This window comes from Cupriavidus sp. 207A1 (assembly GCF_057798955.1).
Genome location: NZ_JBYOJO010000016.1, coordinates 1 through 15373 on the forward strand (window position 1 = coordinate 1; position 15373 = coordinate 15373).

Annotated in this window: 13 protein-coding genes; all 13 read left to right on the forward strand. The window is 66.2% G+C overall.

The features are described 5' to 3' along the window. On the forward strand, nt 1-969 hold a 969-nt coding region (mmsA, locus tag AC3FMM_RS25050), incomplete at its 5' end, for a CoA-acylating methylmalonate-semialdehyde dehydrogenase (protein ID WP_488687626.1). 26 nt (nt 970-995) lie between these two features. Further along, on the forward strand, nt 996-2687 hold the full coding sequence (locus tag AC3FMM_RS25055; protein ID WP_414249154.1) for a GMC family oxidoreductase: 1692 nt from the start codon (nt 996-998) through the stop codon (nt 2685-2687). 351 nt (nt 2688-3038) lie between these two features. After that, on the forward strand, nt 3039-3815 hold the full coding sequence (locus tag AC3FMM_RS25060; protein ID WP_115711358.1) for an ABC transporter ATP-binding protein: 777 nt from the start codon (nt 3039-3041) through the stop codon (nt 3813-3815). A gap of 16 nt (nt 3816-3831) precedes the next feature. Continuing rightward, nucleotides 3832-4551: an ABC transporter ATP-binding protein gene (locus AC3FMM_RS25065; protein WP_115678935.1), complete on the forward strand. Its 720-nt coding sequence runs from the start codon at nt 3832-3834 to the stop codon at nt 4549-4551. A gap of 79 nt (nt 4552-4630) precedes the next feature. Beyond that, nucleotides 4631-5839 (forward strand): ABC transporter substrate-binding protein, encoded by a 1209-nt coding sequence (locus AC3FMM_RS25070; protein ID WP_115678456.1) that lies wholly within the window; start codon nt 4631-4633, stop codon nt 5837-5839. Nucleotides 5840-6158: 319 nt separating this feature from the next. After that, a complete protein-coding gene (locus tag AC3FMM_RS25075; protein WP_115705447.1) occupies nt 6159-7043 on the forward strand; it encodes a branched-chain amino acid ABC transporter permease in 885 nt (294 codons plus the stop codon). Beyond that, nucleotides 7043-8098 (forward strand): branched-chain amino acid ABC transporter permease, encoded by a 1056-nt coding sequence (locus AC3FMM_RS25080; RefSeq protein WP_240987631.1) that lies wholly within the window; start codon nt 7043-7045, stop codon nt 8096-8098. The genes AC3FMM_RS25075 and AC3FMM_RS25080 overlap by 1 nt, the downstream gene beginning before the upstream one ends. Before the next feature lie 318 nt (nt 8099-8416). Further along, the gene (locus AC3FMM_RS25085) at nt 8417-8953 is read left to right on the forward strand and encodes a hypothetical protein (RefSeq protein ID WP_488687627.1); all 537 of its coding nucleotides are present in this window, start codon (nt 8417-8419) and stop codon (nt 8951-8953) included. A gap of 85 nt (nt 8954-9038) precedes the next feature. After that, the gene (locus tag AC3FMM_RS25090) at nt 9039-9800 is read left to right on the forward strand and encodes a sulfite exporter TauE/SafE family protein (protein ID WP_115678933.1); all 762 of its coding nucleotides are present in this window, start codon (nt 9039-9041) and stop codon (nt 9798-9800) included. 286 nt (nt 9801-10086) lie between these two features. Next, on the forward strand, nt 10087-11235 hold the full coding sequence (locus AC3FMM_RS25095) for an ABC transporter substrate-binding protein (RefSeq protein ID WP_115711352.1): 1149 nt from the start codon (nt 10087-10089) through the stop codon (nt 11233-11235). 256 nt (nt 11236-11491) lie between these two features. Further along, on the forward strand, nt 11492-12544 hold the full coding sequence (locus tag AC3FMM_RS25100) for a branched-chain amino acid ABC transporter permease (protein WP_092316787.1): 1053 nt from the start codon (nt 11492-11494) through the stop codon (nt 12542-12544). Between the two features lie 3 nt (nt 12545-12547). Next, entirely contained in the window at nt 12548-14389 is a 1842-nt protein-coding gene (locus tag AC3FMM_RS25105) for a branched-chain amino acid ABC transporter ATP-binding protein/permease (RefSeq protein WP_326347995.1), read from the forward strand. A gap of 21 nt (nt 14390-14410) precedes the next feature. Next, nucleotides 14411-15154 (forward strand): ABC transporter ATP-binding protein, encoded by a 744-nt coding sequence (locus AC3FMM_RS25110; RefSeq protein WP_326347997.1) that lies wholly within the window; start codon nt 14411-14413, stop codon nt 15152-15154. The last annotated feature ends 219 nt before the right edge of the window (nt 15155-15373 follow it).

Sequence of the window (15373 nt, forward strand, 5' to 3'; positions counted from 1 at the left end):
GAGCGCGACCCGTCGCCGAGCCTGCTGATTGCGGATTTGCTGCGCCAGGCCGGCCTGCCCGACGGCGTGTTCAACGTGGTGCAGGGCGACAAGGAGGCGGTCGACGCGCTGCTTGCGCATCCGGACGTGCAGGCGCTGTCGTTCGTCGGCTCGACCCCGATTGCCGAGTACATCTATACGGAAGGGACCCGGCACGGCAAGCGCGTGCAGGCCCTGGGCGGCGCCAAGAACCACCTGGTAGTGATGCCCGATGCGGACCTGGACCAGGCCGTCGACGCGCTGATCGGCGCGGCCTATGGCTCGGCCGGCGAGCGCTGCATGGCGATCTCGGTGGCGGTGGCGGTCGGCGAGGTGGCCGACCAGCTGGTGCCGCGCCTGGCCGAACGCGCGCGTGCGCTGAAGATCCGCAACGGCATGGAGGCCGATGCCGAGATGGGACCGCTGGTGACCGGCGCGCACAAGGCCAAGGTCGAAGGCTATATCGCCAAGGGTGTGGCGGAAGGCGCAACCCTGGTGACCGATGGCCGCGGCCACCGCGTCGACGGGCACGAGAACGGCTTCTATGTCGGCGGCACGCTGTTCGACCATGTGACGCCGGAGATGACGATCTACAAGGAAGAGATCTTCGGCCCGGTGCTGTCGGTGGTGCGGGTGCATGACTTTGCCGAGGCGGTGGCGCTGATCAACGCGCACGAGTACGGCAACGGCGTGTCGTGCTACACCAGCGACGGCGGCATCGCGCGCGCGTTCGCGCGGCAGATCCAGGTGGGCATGGTCGGCATCAACGTGCCGATCCCGGTGCCGATGGCGTGGCATTCGTTCGGCGGCTGGAAGCGCTCGCTGTTCGGCGACCACCATGCCTATGGCGAAGAGGGCGTGCGCTTCTACACGCGCTACAAGAGCGTGATGCAGCGCTGGCCCGATTCGATCGCCAAGGGCGCGGAGTTCACCATGCCGGTGGCGAAATAAACCCGACCATCACCATAACAAGCGCCATGGAGACATTCGACTACATCATCGTGGGGGCCGGTTCGGCCGGCTGTGTCCTGGCGAACCGGCTGACGCAGGACCCGGACGTCAGCGTGCTGCTGCTGGAAGCCGGCGGCAAGGACGATTACCACTGGATCCACATTCCGGTGGGCTATCTCTACTGCATCGGCAATCCGCGCACCGACTGGCTCTATCGCACCGAAGCCGAAGCGGGGCTGAACGGGCGCTCGCTGGGTTATCCGCGCGGTCGCGTGCTGGGCGGCTGCTCGTCGATCAACGGCATGATCTACATGCGCGGCCAGCGCGAGGACTATGACGAGTGGGCGCGGCTGACCGGCGACGACGGCTGGCGCTGGGACAACGTGCTGCCGCTGTTCAAGCGCAGCGAAGACCATCACCGAGGGCCGAGCGAATTCCACGGCGCCGGCGGCGAATGGCGCGTGGAGGGGCAGCGGCTGCGCTGGGACATCCTGGAGCGCTTTGCCGACGCCGCCGAGCAAGCGGGCATCCCGCGCACCGACGATTTCAACCGCGGCGACAATTTCGGCGTCGGCTACTTCGAAGTGAACCAGCGCCGCGGCATCCGCTGGAACACCGCCAAGGCGTTCCTGCGGCGGGCCTCGGAGCGGCCCAACCTGACCATTGTCACCGGCGCGCAGGTGAGCGGGCTGAGCTTCGACGGGCGCCGCTGCACCGGCGTCAACTATCTGGGCGGCGGCCGCGCGCACGCGGCGGCGGCCACGCTCGAGGTGATTCTCGCCGCGGGCGCGGTCAACACGCCGCAGTTGCTGGAGTTGTCCGGCATCGGCCAGCCTGAACGGCTGCAGGCGCTGGGCATTCCGGTGCGCCACGCACTGCCCGGCGTTGGCGAGAACCTGCAGGACCACCTGCAGTTGCGCAGCGTGGTCAAGGTCGACGGCGTGCGCACGCTGAACACACGCGCCGCCAGCCTGTGGGGCAAGTTCTGCATCGGCGTGCAGTACGCCTTCAACCAGAGCGGGCCGATGAGCATGGCGCCATCGCAGCTGGGTGCGTTCGCGCGCTCGGATCCGGCGCAGTCGCGACCGAACATCGAATACCACGTGCAGCCATTGTCGCTGGACAAATTTGGCGATCCGCTCCACGCCTTCAACGCCTTTACCGCCAGCGCCTGCAACCTTCGCCCGACCTCGCGCGGCAGCGTGCATGCCGGCAGCGCTGACTTCCGCCAGGCCCCGGTGATCGCGCCCAACTACCTGTCGACCGACGAGGACCGCAAGGTGGCCGCCGATTCGATCAGGCTTACGCGCCGCATCGTCGCGTCGCCGGCGCTGGCGCCGTACCGGCCCGAGGAATGGCTGCCGGGGCCAGCCTTCCAGAGTGACGAAGAACTGGCCGAGGCCGCCGGCAATATCGGCACCACCATCTTTCATCCCGTGGGCACCTGCAAGATGGGCCGCGCCGACGATCCCATGGCGGTGGTCGACCATCGGCTGCGCGTGCTGGGCGTGCAGGGGCTGCGCGTGGTCGATGCCTCGGTGATGCCGCTGATCACCTCGGGCAACACCAACTCGCCGACCATCATGATCGCCGAGCGCGCCAGTGACATGATCCGCGAAGACCGCACGCAGCGCGACCTGGCCACCGAAGTGGCAAGCCCGGCGCAAGCGCTGGCGCAAGCCAGTCCGGTGCCGGTGACCGCAGCCACAAGCGCTTGAAGCGCCACGTCGCATGATCGCCGGCGGGGCGGTGGTCGTGTGTCTTGTGCGCCGCTTATTCGGGCGCCAAAAAACTGACACTTGGTTCATGTTTCATAGTGCAAACCCCGATGTTTTGCGATGCAACAGGCGCACACAATAGACGCCTCACAGGGTGCTTCGGCCGCACATACCATGCCGCCGCTGCAACCCGCGCGGGAGCCGCCCCGCACAGATAAAACCCGCGGGCATGGCCGGTAACCACGGCGAGCCTGACGGAACAAGCGGCAGTAAGGGCCTACAAGGCCGGTTCGGACCATTGTCAGTGCCGGGCATCACCCCGGCAGTACAGCAAGAGGGCGGGCAGGAGACATGAACCAGCAGGAAACCATCCTGGAAACGCGGAACCTCACCAAGGAGTTCAAGGGGTTCACGGCGGTGAGCGACGTCAACCTGCGGGTGCGTCGCGGCTCGATCCATGCGTTGATCGGCCCCAACGGCGCGGGCAAGACCACTTGCTTCAACCTGCTCACCAAGTTCCTGGAGCCGACCACCGGCACCATCCTATTCAACGGCATCGACATCACCCGGGAAAAGCCGGCGCAGATTGCGCGGCGCGGCGTGATCCGCTCGTTCCAGATCTCGGCGGTGTTCCCGCACCTGACAGTGATGGAGAACGTGCGCATCGGCCTGCAGCGGCAACTGGGCACGGCGTACCAGTTCTGGCGCAGCGAGCGTTCGCTCGACGTGCTCAACGACCGCGCCATGGAGTTGCTCGAGCAGGTCGGCCTGACCGAGTTCGCGGATACGCTCACGGTGAACCTGCCGTACGGGCGCAAGCGCGCGCTGGAGATCGCCACCACGCTGGCGATGGAGCCCGAGCTGATGCTGCTCGACGAACCCACGCAGGGCATGGGCCACGAGGACGTGGACCGCGTCACGCAGCTGATCAAGCAGGTCTCGGCGGGGCGCACCATCCTGATGGTGGAGCACAACATGAGCGTGGTCTCGTCGATCGCCGACAAGATCACGGTGCTGCAGCGTGGCGCGGTGCTGGCCGAAGGCCCGTATGCGGAAGTGTCGAAGGACCCGCGGGTGATGGAGGCCTACATGGGCACCGCCGACGCGGAACTGCAGGGCGCGCACTGAGGCCGGGGACGACACCATGAGCACAGCCAATACTCCCGCCCTGGAAATCAAGGGCCTGCACGCCTGGTACGGCGAATCGCACATCCTGCACGGCGTCGACCTGACCGTGAACCCGGGCGAGGTGGTCACGCTGCTGGGCCGCAACGGCGCCGGGCGCACCACCACGCTGCGCGCGATCATGGGCCTGACCGGGGCGCGCAAGGGCTCGATCCGGGTCAATGGCCACGAGACCATCGGCCTGCCCACGCACAAGATCGCGCACTACGGCATCGGCTATTGCCCGGAAGAGCGCGCCATCTTCTCCAGCCTCTCATGCGAAGAGAACCTGATGCTGCCGCCGCAGCTGAAAGGCAAGGACTCCGGCATGAGCGAGGCCGAGATCTACGAGATGTTCCCGAACCTGAAGGAGCGCCGCCAGAGCCAGGGCACGCGCCTGTCGGGCGGCGAGCAGCAGATGCTGGCGGTCGGGCGCATCCTGCGCACCGGCGCCAACCTGCTGCTGCTCGACGAGATCTCGGAAGGGCTGGCACCGGTGATCGTGCAGGCGCTGGCGCGCATGATCCGGATGCTCAAGCAGAAGGGGTACACGGTGGTGATGGTGGAGCAGAACTTCCGCTTTGCCGCGCCGCTGGCGGACCGCTTCTACGTGATGGAGCACGGCACCATCGTCGAACGCTTCGCGGCCAGCGAGCTGCAGGCCAAGATGCCGGTGCTGCATGAATTGCTCGGGGTCTGATCCGCGCAATGCGGATCGATGGTTGCTTGTTGGCAGGAACGGGTGGCGCGCACGCCGCCGCAAATCAGGAGACAGGGAAATGAAAAAGACTCGGCTCGCGGCCGCGATGGCGGCCATTGCCATGGGTGCGGTGTCCTTCGGCGCTGCCGCACAGGTATCGGGCGACACCGTCAAGATCGGCTATATCACCGACATGTCGGGCCTGTATGCCGATATCGACGGCCCCGGCGGCCTCGAAGCCATCAAGATGGCGATCGAGGACCGCGGCGGCAAGGTGCTGGGCAAGCCCATCGAGATCGTCTCGGCCGACCACCAGAACAAGGCCGACATCGCCGCCTCGAAGGCGCGCGAATGGATGGACCAGCAAGGCCTGGACATGCTGCTGGGCGGCACCAACTCGGGCACCGCGCTGGCGATGAACAAGGTCGCTTCCGAGAAGAAGCGCGTCTACATCAACATCGGCGCCGGCACCGCGCGCCTGACCAACGAAGAGTGCTCGCCGTACACGGTGCACTATGCCTATGACACGGTCGCGCTGGCCAAGGGCACGGGCAGCGCGGTGGTCAAGCAGGGCGGCAAGTCGTGGTTCTTCCTGACCGCCGACTACGCCTTCGGCCACTCGCTCGAAAGCGACACCGCCGCGGTGGTCAAGGCCAACGGCGGCACGGTGGCGGGGCAGGTGCGCCATCCGCTGTCGGCGTCTGACTTCTCGTCGTTCCTGCTGCAGGCGCAGTCGTCCAAGGCGCAGATCCTGGGCCTGGCCAACGCCGGCGGCGACACCATCAACGCGATCAAGGCGGCCAAGGAATTCGGCATCACCAAGTCGATGAAGATCGCCGGCCTGCTGATGTTCATCAACGATGTGCACAGCCTCGGCCTGAAGAACACCGAAGGCCTGCTGATGACCGACAGCTGGTACTGGGACATGAACGACGACACCCGCAAGTTCGCCAACCGCTTCTTCGGCAAGATGAAGAAGATGCCGAGCAGCCTGCAGGCCGCGGATTACTCGGCGGCCAGCACCTACCTGAAGGCCGTCGAAGCCGCCAAGACCGACGATCCGGACAAGGTCATGGCGGAACTCAAGAAGATGAAGATCAACGACTTCTACACCAAGGGCTATATCCGCCAGGACGGCCGTGGCATCCACGACATGTACCTGATGCAGGTGAAGACCGCGGCCGAATCGAAGAAGCCGTGGGATTACCTGAAGGTGGTCGCGACCATCCCGGGCGACCAGGCCTTCACCACGGTGGCCGAGTCGAAGTGCGCCATGTTGAAGAAGTAAGTAGGAAGGCCGGCTTGGGCGGTTAACGAGTCGGCAGTTTTGTTCCCCTCTCCCGCGAGCGGGAGAGGGGCAGGGGTGAGGGCTTGAGCGTCAAAGGCTGAGGCCGGGTGGGCTGACACCGTTGGCCTTGCCAGGGCCGCCATGCCGGAACACACCGAAGGCTTCGCTTGATGTGGATCCTCGCTAAGCCGCCCCTCACCCCAACCCTCTCCCCGTGAGGGGAGAGGGAGAACACCTTGCGCAGGCTAGCTCGGCGGCTTTGGCGCACCCAAAACCGTTGGCTCCGCTTGGTGTCTGCCAACAACCAGAATCGATGCCCATGGACATCTTCGGAATCCCTTTGCCGGCCATGCTTTCCCAGCTCTTGCTGGGGCTGGTCAACGGCGCCTTCTATGCGATGCTGAGCCTGGGCCTGGCGGTGATCTTCGGCCTGCTCAACGTCATCAACTTCGCGCACGGCGCGCTCTTCATGCTCGGCGCGGTGCTGGCCTGGATGGGCATGGAGTACGCCGGGCTGAACTACTGGCTCATGCTGCTGCTGTCGCCGCTGGTCGTTGCCGCGCTGGGCGTGGTGATCGAGAAGACCATGCTGCGCTGGATCTACAAGCTCGACCACATCTACGGCCTGCTGCTGACGCTGGGCATCACGCTGGTGATCGAAGGCATCTTCCGCTCGGCCTACGGCGTGTCGGGGCTGCCGTACTCGACGCCGGACGTGCTGCAGGGCGCGACTGACCTCGGCTTCATGATCCTGCCGAACTATCGCGCCTGGGTCGTGGTGGCGTCGCTGGTGGTGTGCTTCGCCACCTGGTACGTGATCGAGAAGACCAAGCTGGGCGCCTACCTGCGCGCCGGCACCGAGAACCCCAAGATGGTCGAGGCCTTCGGCGTCAACGTGCCGCTGATGGTGACGCTGACCTACGGCTTCGGCGTGGCGCTGGCCGCGTTTGCCGGCGTGCTGGCCGCACCGGTGATCCAGATCTCGCCCCTGATGGGGCAGAACCTGATCATCATCGTGTTCGCGGTGGTGGTGATCGGCGGCATGGGTTCGATCATGGGCTCGATCCTGACCGGCCTCGGGCTTGGCGTGATCGAAGGCCTGACCAAAGTGTTCTATCCGGAAGCATCGTCGACCGTGGTGTTCTTCATCATGGTGATCGTGCTGCTGCTGCGCCCGGCCGGGCTGTTCGGCAAGGAGAAGTGATGAGCGCACCCTCGACATCATCGACGCCAGCCACCGTGGCGGCCAATGCAGGCAAGGCAGGAAAGGGACAAGGCGTGCAGAAGAAACTGTTGTACGGATTGCTGCTGCTGGCACTGCTGGCGGCGCCGCTGGCCGGGGCGTATCCGGTGTTCGTGCTCAAGGTGCTGTGCTTCGCGCTGTTTGCGTGCGCCTTCAACCTGCTGATCGGCTACACCGGACTGCTGTCGTTCGGCCATGCGGCCTTCTTCGGCGGCGCCGGCTACGCTGCCGGCCATGCCATGAAGGTGTGGGGCGTGACGCCCGAGATCGGCCTGATCCTGGGCACCGGCACGGGCGCGCTGATCGGCTACGTGGTGGGCTCGCTGGCGATCCGGCGCCAGGGCATCTACTTCTCGATGATCACGCTGGCGCTGGCGCAGATGCTGTTCTTCATCTGCCTGCAGGCGCCGTTCACCGGCGGCGAGGACGGGCTGCAGGGCATTCCGCGCGGCAAGCTGTTCGGCGTGCTGTCGCTGTCGGATGACCTGACGCTGTACTACGTGGCGCTGGCCATCATCGTCGCGGCCTTCGCGCTGATCGTGCGCACGGTGCATTCGCCGTTCGGCCAGATCCTGAAGGCGATCAAGGAGAACGAGCCGCGCGCGGTGTCGCTGGGCTATGACGTCGACCGCTTCAAGCTGACCGCGTTCGTGCTGTCGGCGGCGCTGTCGGGGCTGGCGGGATCGATCAAGGCGCTGGTGCTGGGCTTCGAGACCCTGACCGACGTGCACTGGTCGATGTCGGGCTCGGTGATCCTGATGACGCTGGTCGGTGGCCTGGGCACATTGTCGGGCCCGATCGTCGGCGCCTTTGTGATCGTCGCGCTCGAGAACAAGCTGGGCGACATCGGCAACTTCCTGGCGTCGGTGACCGGGATCTCGTGGTTCGGCACGCTGGGCGAGTCGGTGACGATGGTGACCGGCGTGATCTTCGTGATCTGCGTGCTGACATTCCGGCGTGGCATCATGGGCGAATTGCTGGCGCGCTTCGGCGGACACGCCGGGCGCAAGGAGTGATCGTGGGTCGACATGCCCGATTCTGGGGCTAGGGTTTTTTCTAGCTTGTCCTCGATGCACCGCTTCGTTACATTCCATATACGGTTTTCGCAGGTTAAATGGAGGCGGAAGCGAGGAGACGACAGGCGCGCACCCGGTGTCGGGTAGCAGCGTTATAAATAAAGGGCGTTGCCGGGTGATCCTCGGCAACGCTTTTTTCATTTGGGCTTTCCGCCCGTGTTGTGACGCCTTCGCCCCGTTTTGGGGCGCTCATGCCGCATCGGCATCACCTGGCAGCCTCACGCATGCGACAATGCGGGCGCGCTTCGCTGCCCGCCCATGTCCGCCACCGTTCCCCCTGATCCCACCCCAGCCACGCCAGACCATGGCGGCGCCATCGCGCCGCAGGTCCAGGTACGCCTGGGACAGGGCGCCGACGCTGCGCTGGTATCGGCGTGGCTGGACCACATTGCGCCGTTGCCCGTGCCCGCCGCACGCGCGCGGCAACTGATGCTGGGCGAACTGCTGGCCCAGTCAGGGCGCGGCATCTGCCTGCTGGCTTGCGACGCACCGGACGGCTGCGGCCTGCTGGCCTGCCTGCCGTCGGCCTTGCTGCCCAGCCTCGAGCTTGCGGGCTTCGCGGCCTGCGCCAGCGAGTGGTGGGTACGGCCTGAACTTGACGGGGCCACCCGCCGTGCCTGCCTGGACGCCTGCTGCGCCACGCTGGCCGACTGGGGCCGCGCCCACGGCATCCGCCATGCACTGCTGGCCCCCGGCCTGGTGGCCGGTCACGGCGGCGCGCCGCCGGGCTTCTGCCTGCATGTCAACGGCATGTGGCACCGCAGCCTGGTGCCGACGGCCAAGGTACTGGGCTGATCCGCCGCGCCCGGCCGTGCGCCGGCGCCGCTGTCCCGGCTTTCCTGCTTTTCCCTTTTTCCTTTTCCCTTTTCGCTTTTCTGCAATGACGGAATTCGCATTCCTGGCGGTCGCCGCCTTTCTCGCCGGCCTGATCGACGCGGTCGCCGGCGGCGGCGGGCTGGTCCAGATCCCGGCGCTGTTTTCGGCCTATCCCAACCTCGCCCCGGCCACGCTGCTTGGCACCAACAAGGTCGGTTCGATCGCCGGCACCGCCAGCGCGGCGCTGCGCTACGGCCGCAGCGTGCGCATTTACTGGGGCGCGACCGCGCCGGCCGTGGTGGCGGCCTTTGCGTGCTCGATGGCCGGTGCCTGGGCGCTGACCATGATCCCGGCCGAGCCGCTGCGCAAGGCGCTGCCGTTCGTGCTGGTGGCGCTGCTGGTCTACACCGTTGCCAAGAAGGACCTGGGTGCCGAGCACGCGCCCACGCTGAGCGGCTGGGGCGAACGCGGCGCGGCGCTGTTGGCCGGTGCCGTGCTGGGCTTCTATGACGGCGTGTTCGGGCCGGGCACCGGCAGCTTCCTGATGATCGTGTTCGTGCGGGTGTTTGGCTATGACTTCCTGCACGCGGCGGCGTCGACCAAGCTGGTCAACCTGGCCACCAACCTGGCGGCACTGCTGCTGCTCGCCAGCAAGGGCCATATCTGGTGGCAGCTGGGCCTGGTGATGGCGGTGGCCAACGTCGCCGGCAGCCAGGTGGGCAGCAAGCTGGCGCTGCGCCATGGCAGCGCCTTCGTGCGCAAGGTATTCATCGTGGTGGTCAGCGCGCTGATCCTGAAGACCGCCTGGGACGCCTTCATCCGCTGACGGCAAAGCCAGGCTGGGCGCGCGATGCGGGTTAATCCTCGCTGTTCGCGCCAGGGCGCTGTGATAGACTCGATCCGCATTCCCGACCGCACGGTCGGTGAATCGCCGAAGCGCCTTTCCGGGGGAGTGGCGTGGACGGGAAATGGGGAGCGGCCCGGTGTCGCTCCTGGTTGTAGCGCAGGTGCCGGCGATGTGCCTGCGTTGACCCGAGGGGTCCAAAAAAAGGGGCATCCGCCGGCGGACGCCGGACGGATGCCTTTCCGTTTCAGGAACCGAAGGAGACAAGATGGATTTCAAGCGCGCCAGCCTGCTGGCAATCGCTGCGGCCAGCCTGGTTGCCGGGGCCGCCCAGGCGCAGGTCAAGGTCGGGGTGACGGTGTCGGCCACCGGTCCGGCGGCATCGCTGGGCATTCCGGAAAAGAACACCTTCACGCTGATGCCCAAGGAGATCGCGGGCAAGAAGATCGAGTACATCGTGCTGGACGATGCCTCGGACACGACCACGGCGGTCAAGAACACGCGCAAGCTGATCAGCGAAGACAAGGTCGACGTGATGGTCGGTTCGACCGTCACGCCCAATTCGCTGGCGATGGTCGACGTGGTGGCCGAGAACGAGACCCCGATGATCACCATGGCGGCCTCGGCCCGCATCATCGAGCCGATGGACGCCAAGCGCGCGTGGGTCTTCAAGACCCCGCAGAACGACTCGCACATGGCCACCGCCATTGCCGAGCACATGAGCAACAACAACGTGAAGACGGTGGCGTTCATCGGCTTCGCGGATGCCTATGGCGACAGCTGGGCGCAGGAATTCGCCAAGGTCGCCGAGCTGCGCAAGATCAAGGTGGTTGCCAACGAGCGCTTCGCCCGCACCGATACCTCGGTCACCGGGCAGGTGCTGAAGATGATGGGCGCCAATGCCGACGCGGTGCTGATCGCCGGCTCGGGCACGCCCGCGGCGCTGCCGGCCAAGACGCTCAAGGAGCGCGGCTACAAGGGCAAGATCTACCAGACCCACGGCGTCGCCAATGCCGACTTCCTGCGCGTGTGCGGCAAGGACTGCGAAGGCACCTTCCTGCCGGCCGGCCCGCTGCTGGTGGCCGAGCAGCTGCCCGACAGCAATCCGGTGAAGAAGCCGGCGCTGACCTACAAGACCGCCTATGAGAAGGCCTTCGGCGGACAGGTTTCGACCTTCGGCGGCCATGCCTGGGATGCGGGCCTGATCCTGCAGCACGCCATCCCGGAAGCGCTGAAGAAGGGCCAGCCGGGCACCAAGGAGTTCCGCAAGGCACTGCGCGATGCCATGGAGCAGACCAAAAACCTGCCGGTGTCGCACGGCATCATGAACATGAGCGCCACCGATCACCTCGGCTTCGACCAGCGCGCGCGCGTGATGGTGCAGATCGTCGACGGCAAGTGGAAGTTGCTGAAATAAGCGGCTGACCCCGGCGTCTGGCGCCGGCCGGCACGGCCTGCCGGAGTCGCAGTGAAGCAGGGCGCATGGCTGACCATGCGCCCTTTGTTCTGGTGCCGGCCGGGTGACTGCGCGCGCAACCTAGGGTTGCTCTGTATTTCCGCATTGCGCAACCCGTTTACTATTTCGTAACCCGAAGCGCACCACCCTGTCCGCCCGTCGGCGCCCCGCTGACCCCGTTCGATGCAGGCAGGTTTTCCAACAAGACGGGGAGACAATGGACTTATCAATCGCCGCCATCCTGGCGCAGGACGGCATCACCTCGGGCGCGATCTACGCGTTGCTGGCGCTGGCTCTGGTGCTGGTGTTCTCGGTGACCCGCGTCATCTTCATTCCGCAGGGCGAATTCGTTGCCTATGGCGCACTGACGCTGGCGGCAATGCAGGCCGGGCACGCACCGCAAACCAGCTGGCTGCTGGTGGCGATGGGCGTGCTGACCTTTCTCTACGAGACCGTCACCGTGCTGCGCAGCGCCGAGCTGCGGCGCACGCTTGGCCAGAGGCTGGCGGTGCTGGCCGGCAAGTACCTGGTGTTCCCGCTGGCGGTGCACTGGGTGGTGCAGCAATATGGCGCGCAGCCGCTGCCGATGCTGGCGCAGGTCGCGCTGACGCTGCTGATCATCATCCCGCTCGGGCCGATGCTGTACCGGCTGGCCTACCAGCCGCTGGCCGAGGCCAGCACGCTGGTGTTGCTGATCGTATCGGTGGGCGTGCACTTCGCGCTGGTCGGCCTGGGTCTGGTGATGTTCGGCGCCGAGGGCTCGCGCACCAATCCGTTCTCGGATGCGCGCTTCGAGGTCGGCGCGCTCAGCATCTCCGGGCAGAGCCTGTGGGTGGTGGCGGTGTCGGCCCTGCTGATCGGCGCGCTGTACTTTTATTTCGAACGCACGCTGCAGGGCAAGGCACTGCGTGCGACCGCGGTGAACCGGCTGGGCGCGCGCCTGGTCGGCATCGGCACCACGCAGGCGGGGCGCCTGTCGTTCACGCTGGCGGCGGCGATGGGGGCGCTGTGCGGCATCCTGATCGCGCCGCTGACCACGGTGTACTACGAGTCGGGCTTCCTGGTGGGGCTGAAGGGCTTTGTCGGCGCCATCGTCGGTGGGCTGGTGAGCTATCCGGTGGCGGCGCTCGGCGCGCTGCTGGTGGGCCTGCTGGAATCGTATTCGTCCTTCTGGGCCAGCGCGTTCAAGGAGGTCATCGTCTTCACACTGATCATTCCGGTGCTGCTGTGGCGCTCGCTGACGAGCAAGCATGTCGAGGAGGAGGAATAAGCCATGACCATGCTGACCGACAAGCAGGCCGGCGTGGCCGGTGCCGAAGCCGGCAGCCGCGCGCGGCTGAACCGCAACCGGGTGCTGGTGCTGGTGCTGATCGTGGTGCTGGCGCTGCTGCCGGTGCTGCCGACGCCGGAGTTCTGGATCACGCTGGGCAACTACATCGGGCTCTACAGCATCGTCGCGATCGGGTTGGTGCTGCTCACCGGCGTGGGCGGCATGACCTCGTTCGGGCAGGCGGCGTTCGTGGGACTGGGCGCCTACAGCACCGCGTACCTGACCACGCAGTTCGGGCTGTCGCCGTGGTTCGGGTTGCTGGTGGGGCTGGTGATCACGATGGCGTCGGCCTATGTGATCGGGTTGATCACGATGCGCATGTCCGGGCACTACCTGCCGCTGGCGACCATCGCCTGGGGCCTGTCGCTGTTCTTCCTGTTCGGCAACCTGGAGTTCCTGGGCAAGTATGACGGGCTGAACGGTATCCCGGTGCTGTCGTTCTTCGGCATCGAACTGCAGTCCGGGCGTTCGATGTTCTACCTGATCTGGGCGGTGGTGCTGCTGGCGGTGCTGGCGATGCAGAACCTGCTGAACTCGCGTCCGGGTCGCGCCATCCGCGCGCTCAAGGGCGGCGGCGTGATGGCCGAGGCCATGGGCGTGAACACCGCGTGGATGAAGGTGGTGATCTTCGTGGTCGCGGCGATCCTGGCATGCGTGTCGGGCTTCCTGTACGCACACCTGCAGCGCGCGGTGAACCCGACGCCGTTCGGCCTGAACTATGGCATCGAATACCTGTTCATGGCCGTGGTCGGCGGCGTTGGCCACGTGTGGGGCGCAGTATTGGGTGCGGGCATCCTGACCATCCTGAAAGACGTGCTGCAGGGCGTGCTGCCCAAGCTGCTCGGCGCCAATGGCAACTTCGAGATCATCGTCTTCGGCGTGCTGCTGGTGCTGCTGCTGCAGTACGCGCGCGATGGCATCTGGCCGTTCCTGCGGCGCCTGGTGCCGGCCGGACCGCCAGTGCTGGCGCCGGGTCAGGCCGCGGGGCTGGCGGTGCGCCAAAAGCCCGAGACGGGCGAGCTGATCCTGGACGTGCGTGCCGCGCGCAAGCAGTTCGGCGGGCTGGTCGCGGTCAACGATGTCAGCTTCCAGGTGCGCGCCGGCGAAATCATCGGCCTGATCGGCCCCAACGGCGCGGGCAAGTCCACCACTTTCAACCTGGTGACCGGCGTGCTGCCGGTGTCCGGCGGCGAGGTGCGCTACCGCGGCGAAGTGATCTCGGGCCTGCCGTCGCGAGAGATCGTCAAGCGCGGCATCGGCCGCACCTTCCAGCATGTGCACCTGCTGCCGACCATGACGGTGCTCGAGAACGTCGCCATCGGCGCCCATCTGCGCGGCGACTTCCGCGCGCAGGGCGGCGTCTGCGCGGCGATCCTGCGCATGAACAAGGCTGAGGAAGAAAAGCTGCTGTTCGAGGCCAAGCGCCAGCTGGAGCGCGTCGGCCTGGCCGACTGCATGTACATGGAAGCCGGCAGCCTGGCGCTGGGGCAGCAGCGCATCCTGGAAATCGCGCGCGCGTTGTGCTGCGACCCGGCCCTGCTGCTGCTCGACGAACCTGCCGCGGGCCTGCGCTACAAGGAGAAGCAGGCGCTGGCCGAACTGCTGCGCAAGCTGCGTGGCGAAGGCATGAGCGTGCTGCTGGTCGAGCACGACATGGACTTCGTGATGAACCTCACCGATCGGCTGGTGGTGATGGAATTCGGCTCGCGCATCGCCGAGGGCGTGCCCGACGAGGTGCAGAAGAACCCCGCGGTGCTGGAAGCCTACCTGGGCGGCGTGGAGTAACGGAGCGACAGAGATAGCGACATGAGCCTGATTCTGGAAGTGAAGGACCTCCACATCCGCTACGGCAAGGTGGAAGCAGTGCACGGCGCCAACCTGAAGGTCGAGGCCGGCCGCATCGTCACCGTGATCGGCCCCAATGGCGCCGGCAAGTCGACCATGCTCAATGCCATCATGGGCGCGCTGCCGGTGACGGGGTCGTCCAGCGGCACGGTCAGCTACCTGGGCCACGACATGGCAGGCATCCCGGTGGAAGGGCGGGTCGCGCGCGGCATGTGCCTGGTGCCGGAAAAGCGCGAGCTGTTCGCCTCGATGACGGTGGAGGACAACCTGCAGCTGGGCGCCTTCCGCCGCAAGCGCGCCGGCGACAAGCATTACCTGGACCAGATGGACGTGGTCTACGACCTGTTCCCGCGCCTGCGCGAGCGCGCACGCCAGGACGCCGGCACGCTCTCCGGCGGCGAGCGCCAGATGCTGGCGGTGGGCCGCGCGCTGATGGCCAAGCCGCAGTTGCTGATGCTGGACGAGCCCAGTCTTGGCCTGGCCCCGCTGATCGTCAAGGAAATCTTCCACATCATCAGCAACCTGCGCCAGACCGGCGTGGCCACGCTGCTGATCGAGCAGAACGCGCGCGCGGCGCTGCAGGTGGCGGACTACGGTTACGTCATCGAGACCGGCGACATGGCGATGGAAGGTCCGGCCGACGAACTGGCGGCGAACCCGAAGGTGATTGAAACCTACCTTGGACTGGCAAAGAAAGCGGCTTAAGAGCCGTTGTGTTCGCCGCAGGAATGGGGGCCCGCATTGGCGGGCCCTTTGTTATTGCTCTTGTGAATAACTTTGGGGATAACCAGATTTCACGGGGGCTTTTACCTTGCAGCTCGGGACGATAGGCATCCATGCCTGTTTCCATTCTCGGGATGGATGAAGCCGCAAATCAATCCGAATAAAACATCCATAGTGCTGATATCGCGGCGATCAACATTC

Coding starts and splice junctions, on each gene's coding strand:
- AC3FMM_RS25055 (WP_414249154.1), top strand. CDS start 996: ATGGAGACATTCGACTACATCATCGTGGGGGCCGGTTCGGCCGGCTGT.
- AC3FMM_RS25060 (WP_115711358.1), top strand. CDS start 3,039: ATGAACCAGCAGGAAACCATCCTGGAAACGCGGAACCTCACCAAGGAG.
- AC3FMM_RS25065 (WP_115678935.1), top strand. CDS start 3,832: ATGAGCACAGCCAATACTCCCGCCCTGGAAATCAAGGGCCTGCACGCC.
- AC3FMM_RS25070 (WP_115678456.1), top strand. CDS start 4,631: ATGAAAAAGACTCGGCTCGCGGCCGCGATGGCGGCCATTGCCATGGGT.
- AC3FMM_RS25075 (WP_115705447.1), top strand. CDS start 6,159: ATGGACATCTTCGGAATCCCTTTGCCGGCCATGCTTTCCCAGCTCTTG.
- AC3FMM_RS25080 (WP_240987631.1), top strand. CDS start 7,043: ATGAGCGCACCCTCGACATCATCGACGCCAGCCACCGTGGCGGCCAAT.
- AC3FMM_RS25085 (WP_488687627.1), top strand. CDS start 8,417: ATGTCCGCCACCGTTCCCCCTGATCCCACCCCAGCCACGCCAGACCAT.
- AC3FMM_RS25090 (WP_115678933.1), top strand. CDS start 9,039: ATGACGGAATTCGCATTCCTGGCGGTCGCCGCCTTTCTCGCCGGCCTG.
- AC3FMM_RS25095 (WP_115711352.1), top strand. CDS start 10,087: ATGGATTTCAAGCGCGCCAGCCTGCTGGCAATCGCTGCGGCCAGCCTG.
- AC3FMM_RS25100 (WP_092316787.1), top strand. CDS start 11,492: ATGGACTTATCAATCGCCGCCATCCTGGCGCAGGACGGCATCACCTCG.
- AC3FMM_RS25105 (WP_326347995.1), top strand. CDS start 12,548: ATGACCATGCTGACCGACAAGCAGGCCGGCGTGGCCGGTGCCGAAGCC.
- AC3FMM_RS25110 (WP_326347997.1), top strand. CDS start 14,411: ATGAGCCTGATTCTGGAAGTGAAGGACCTCCACATCCGCTACGGCAAG.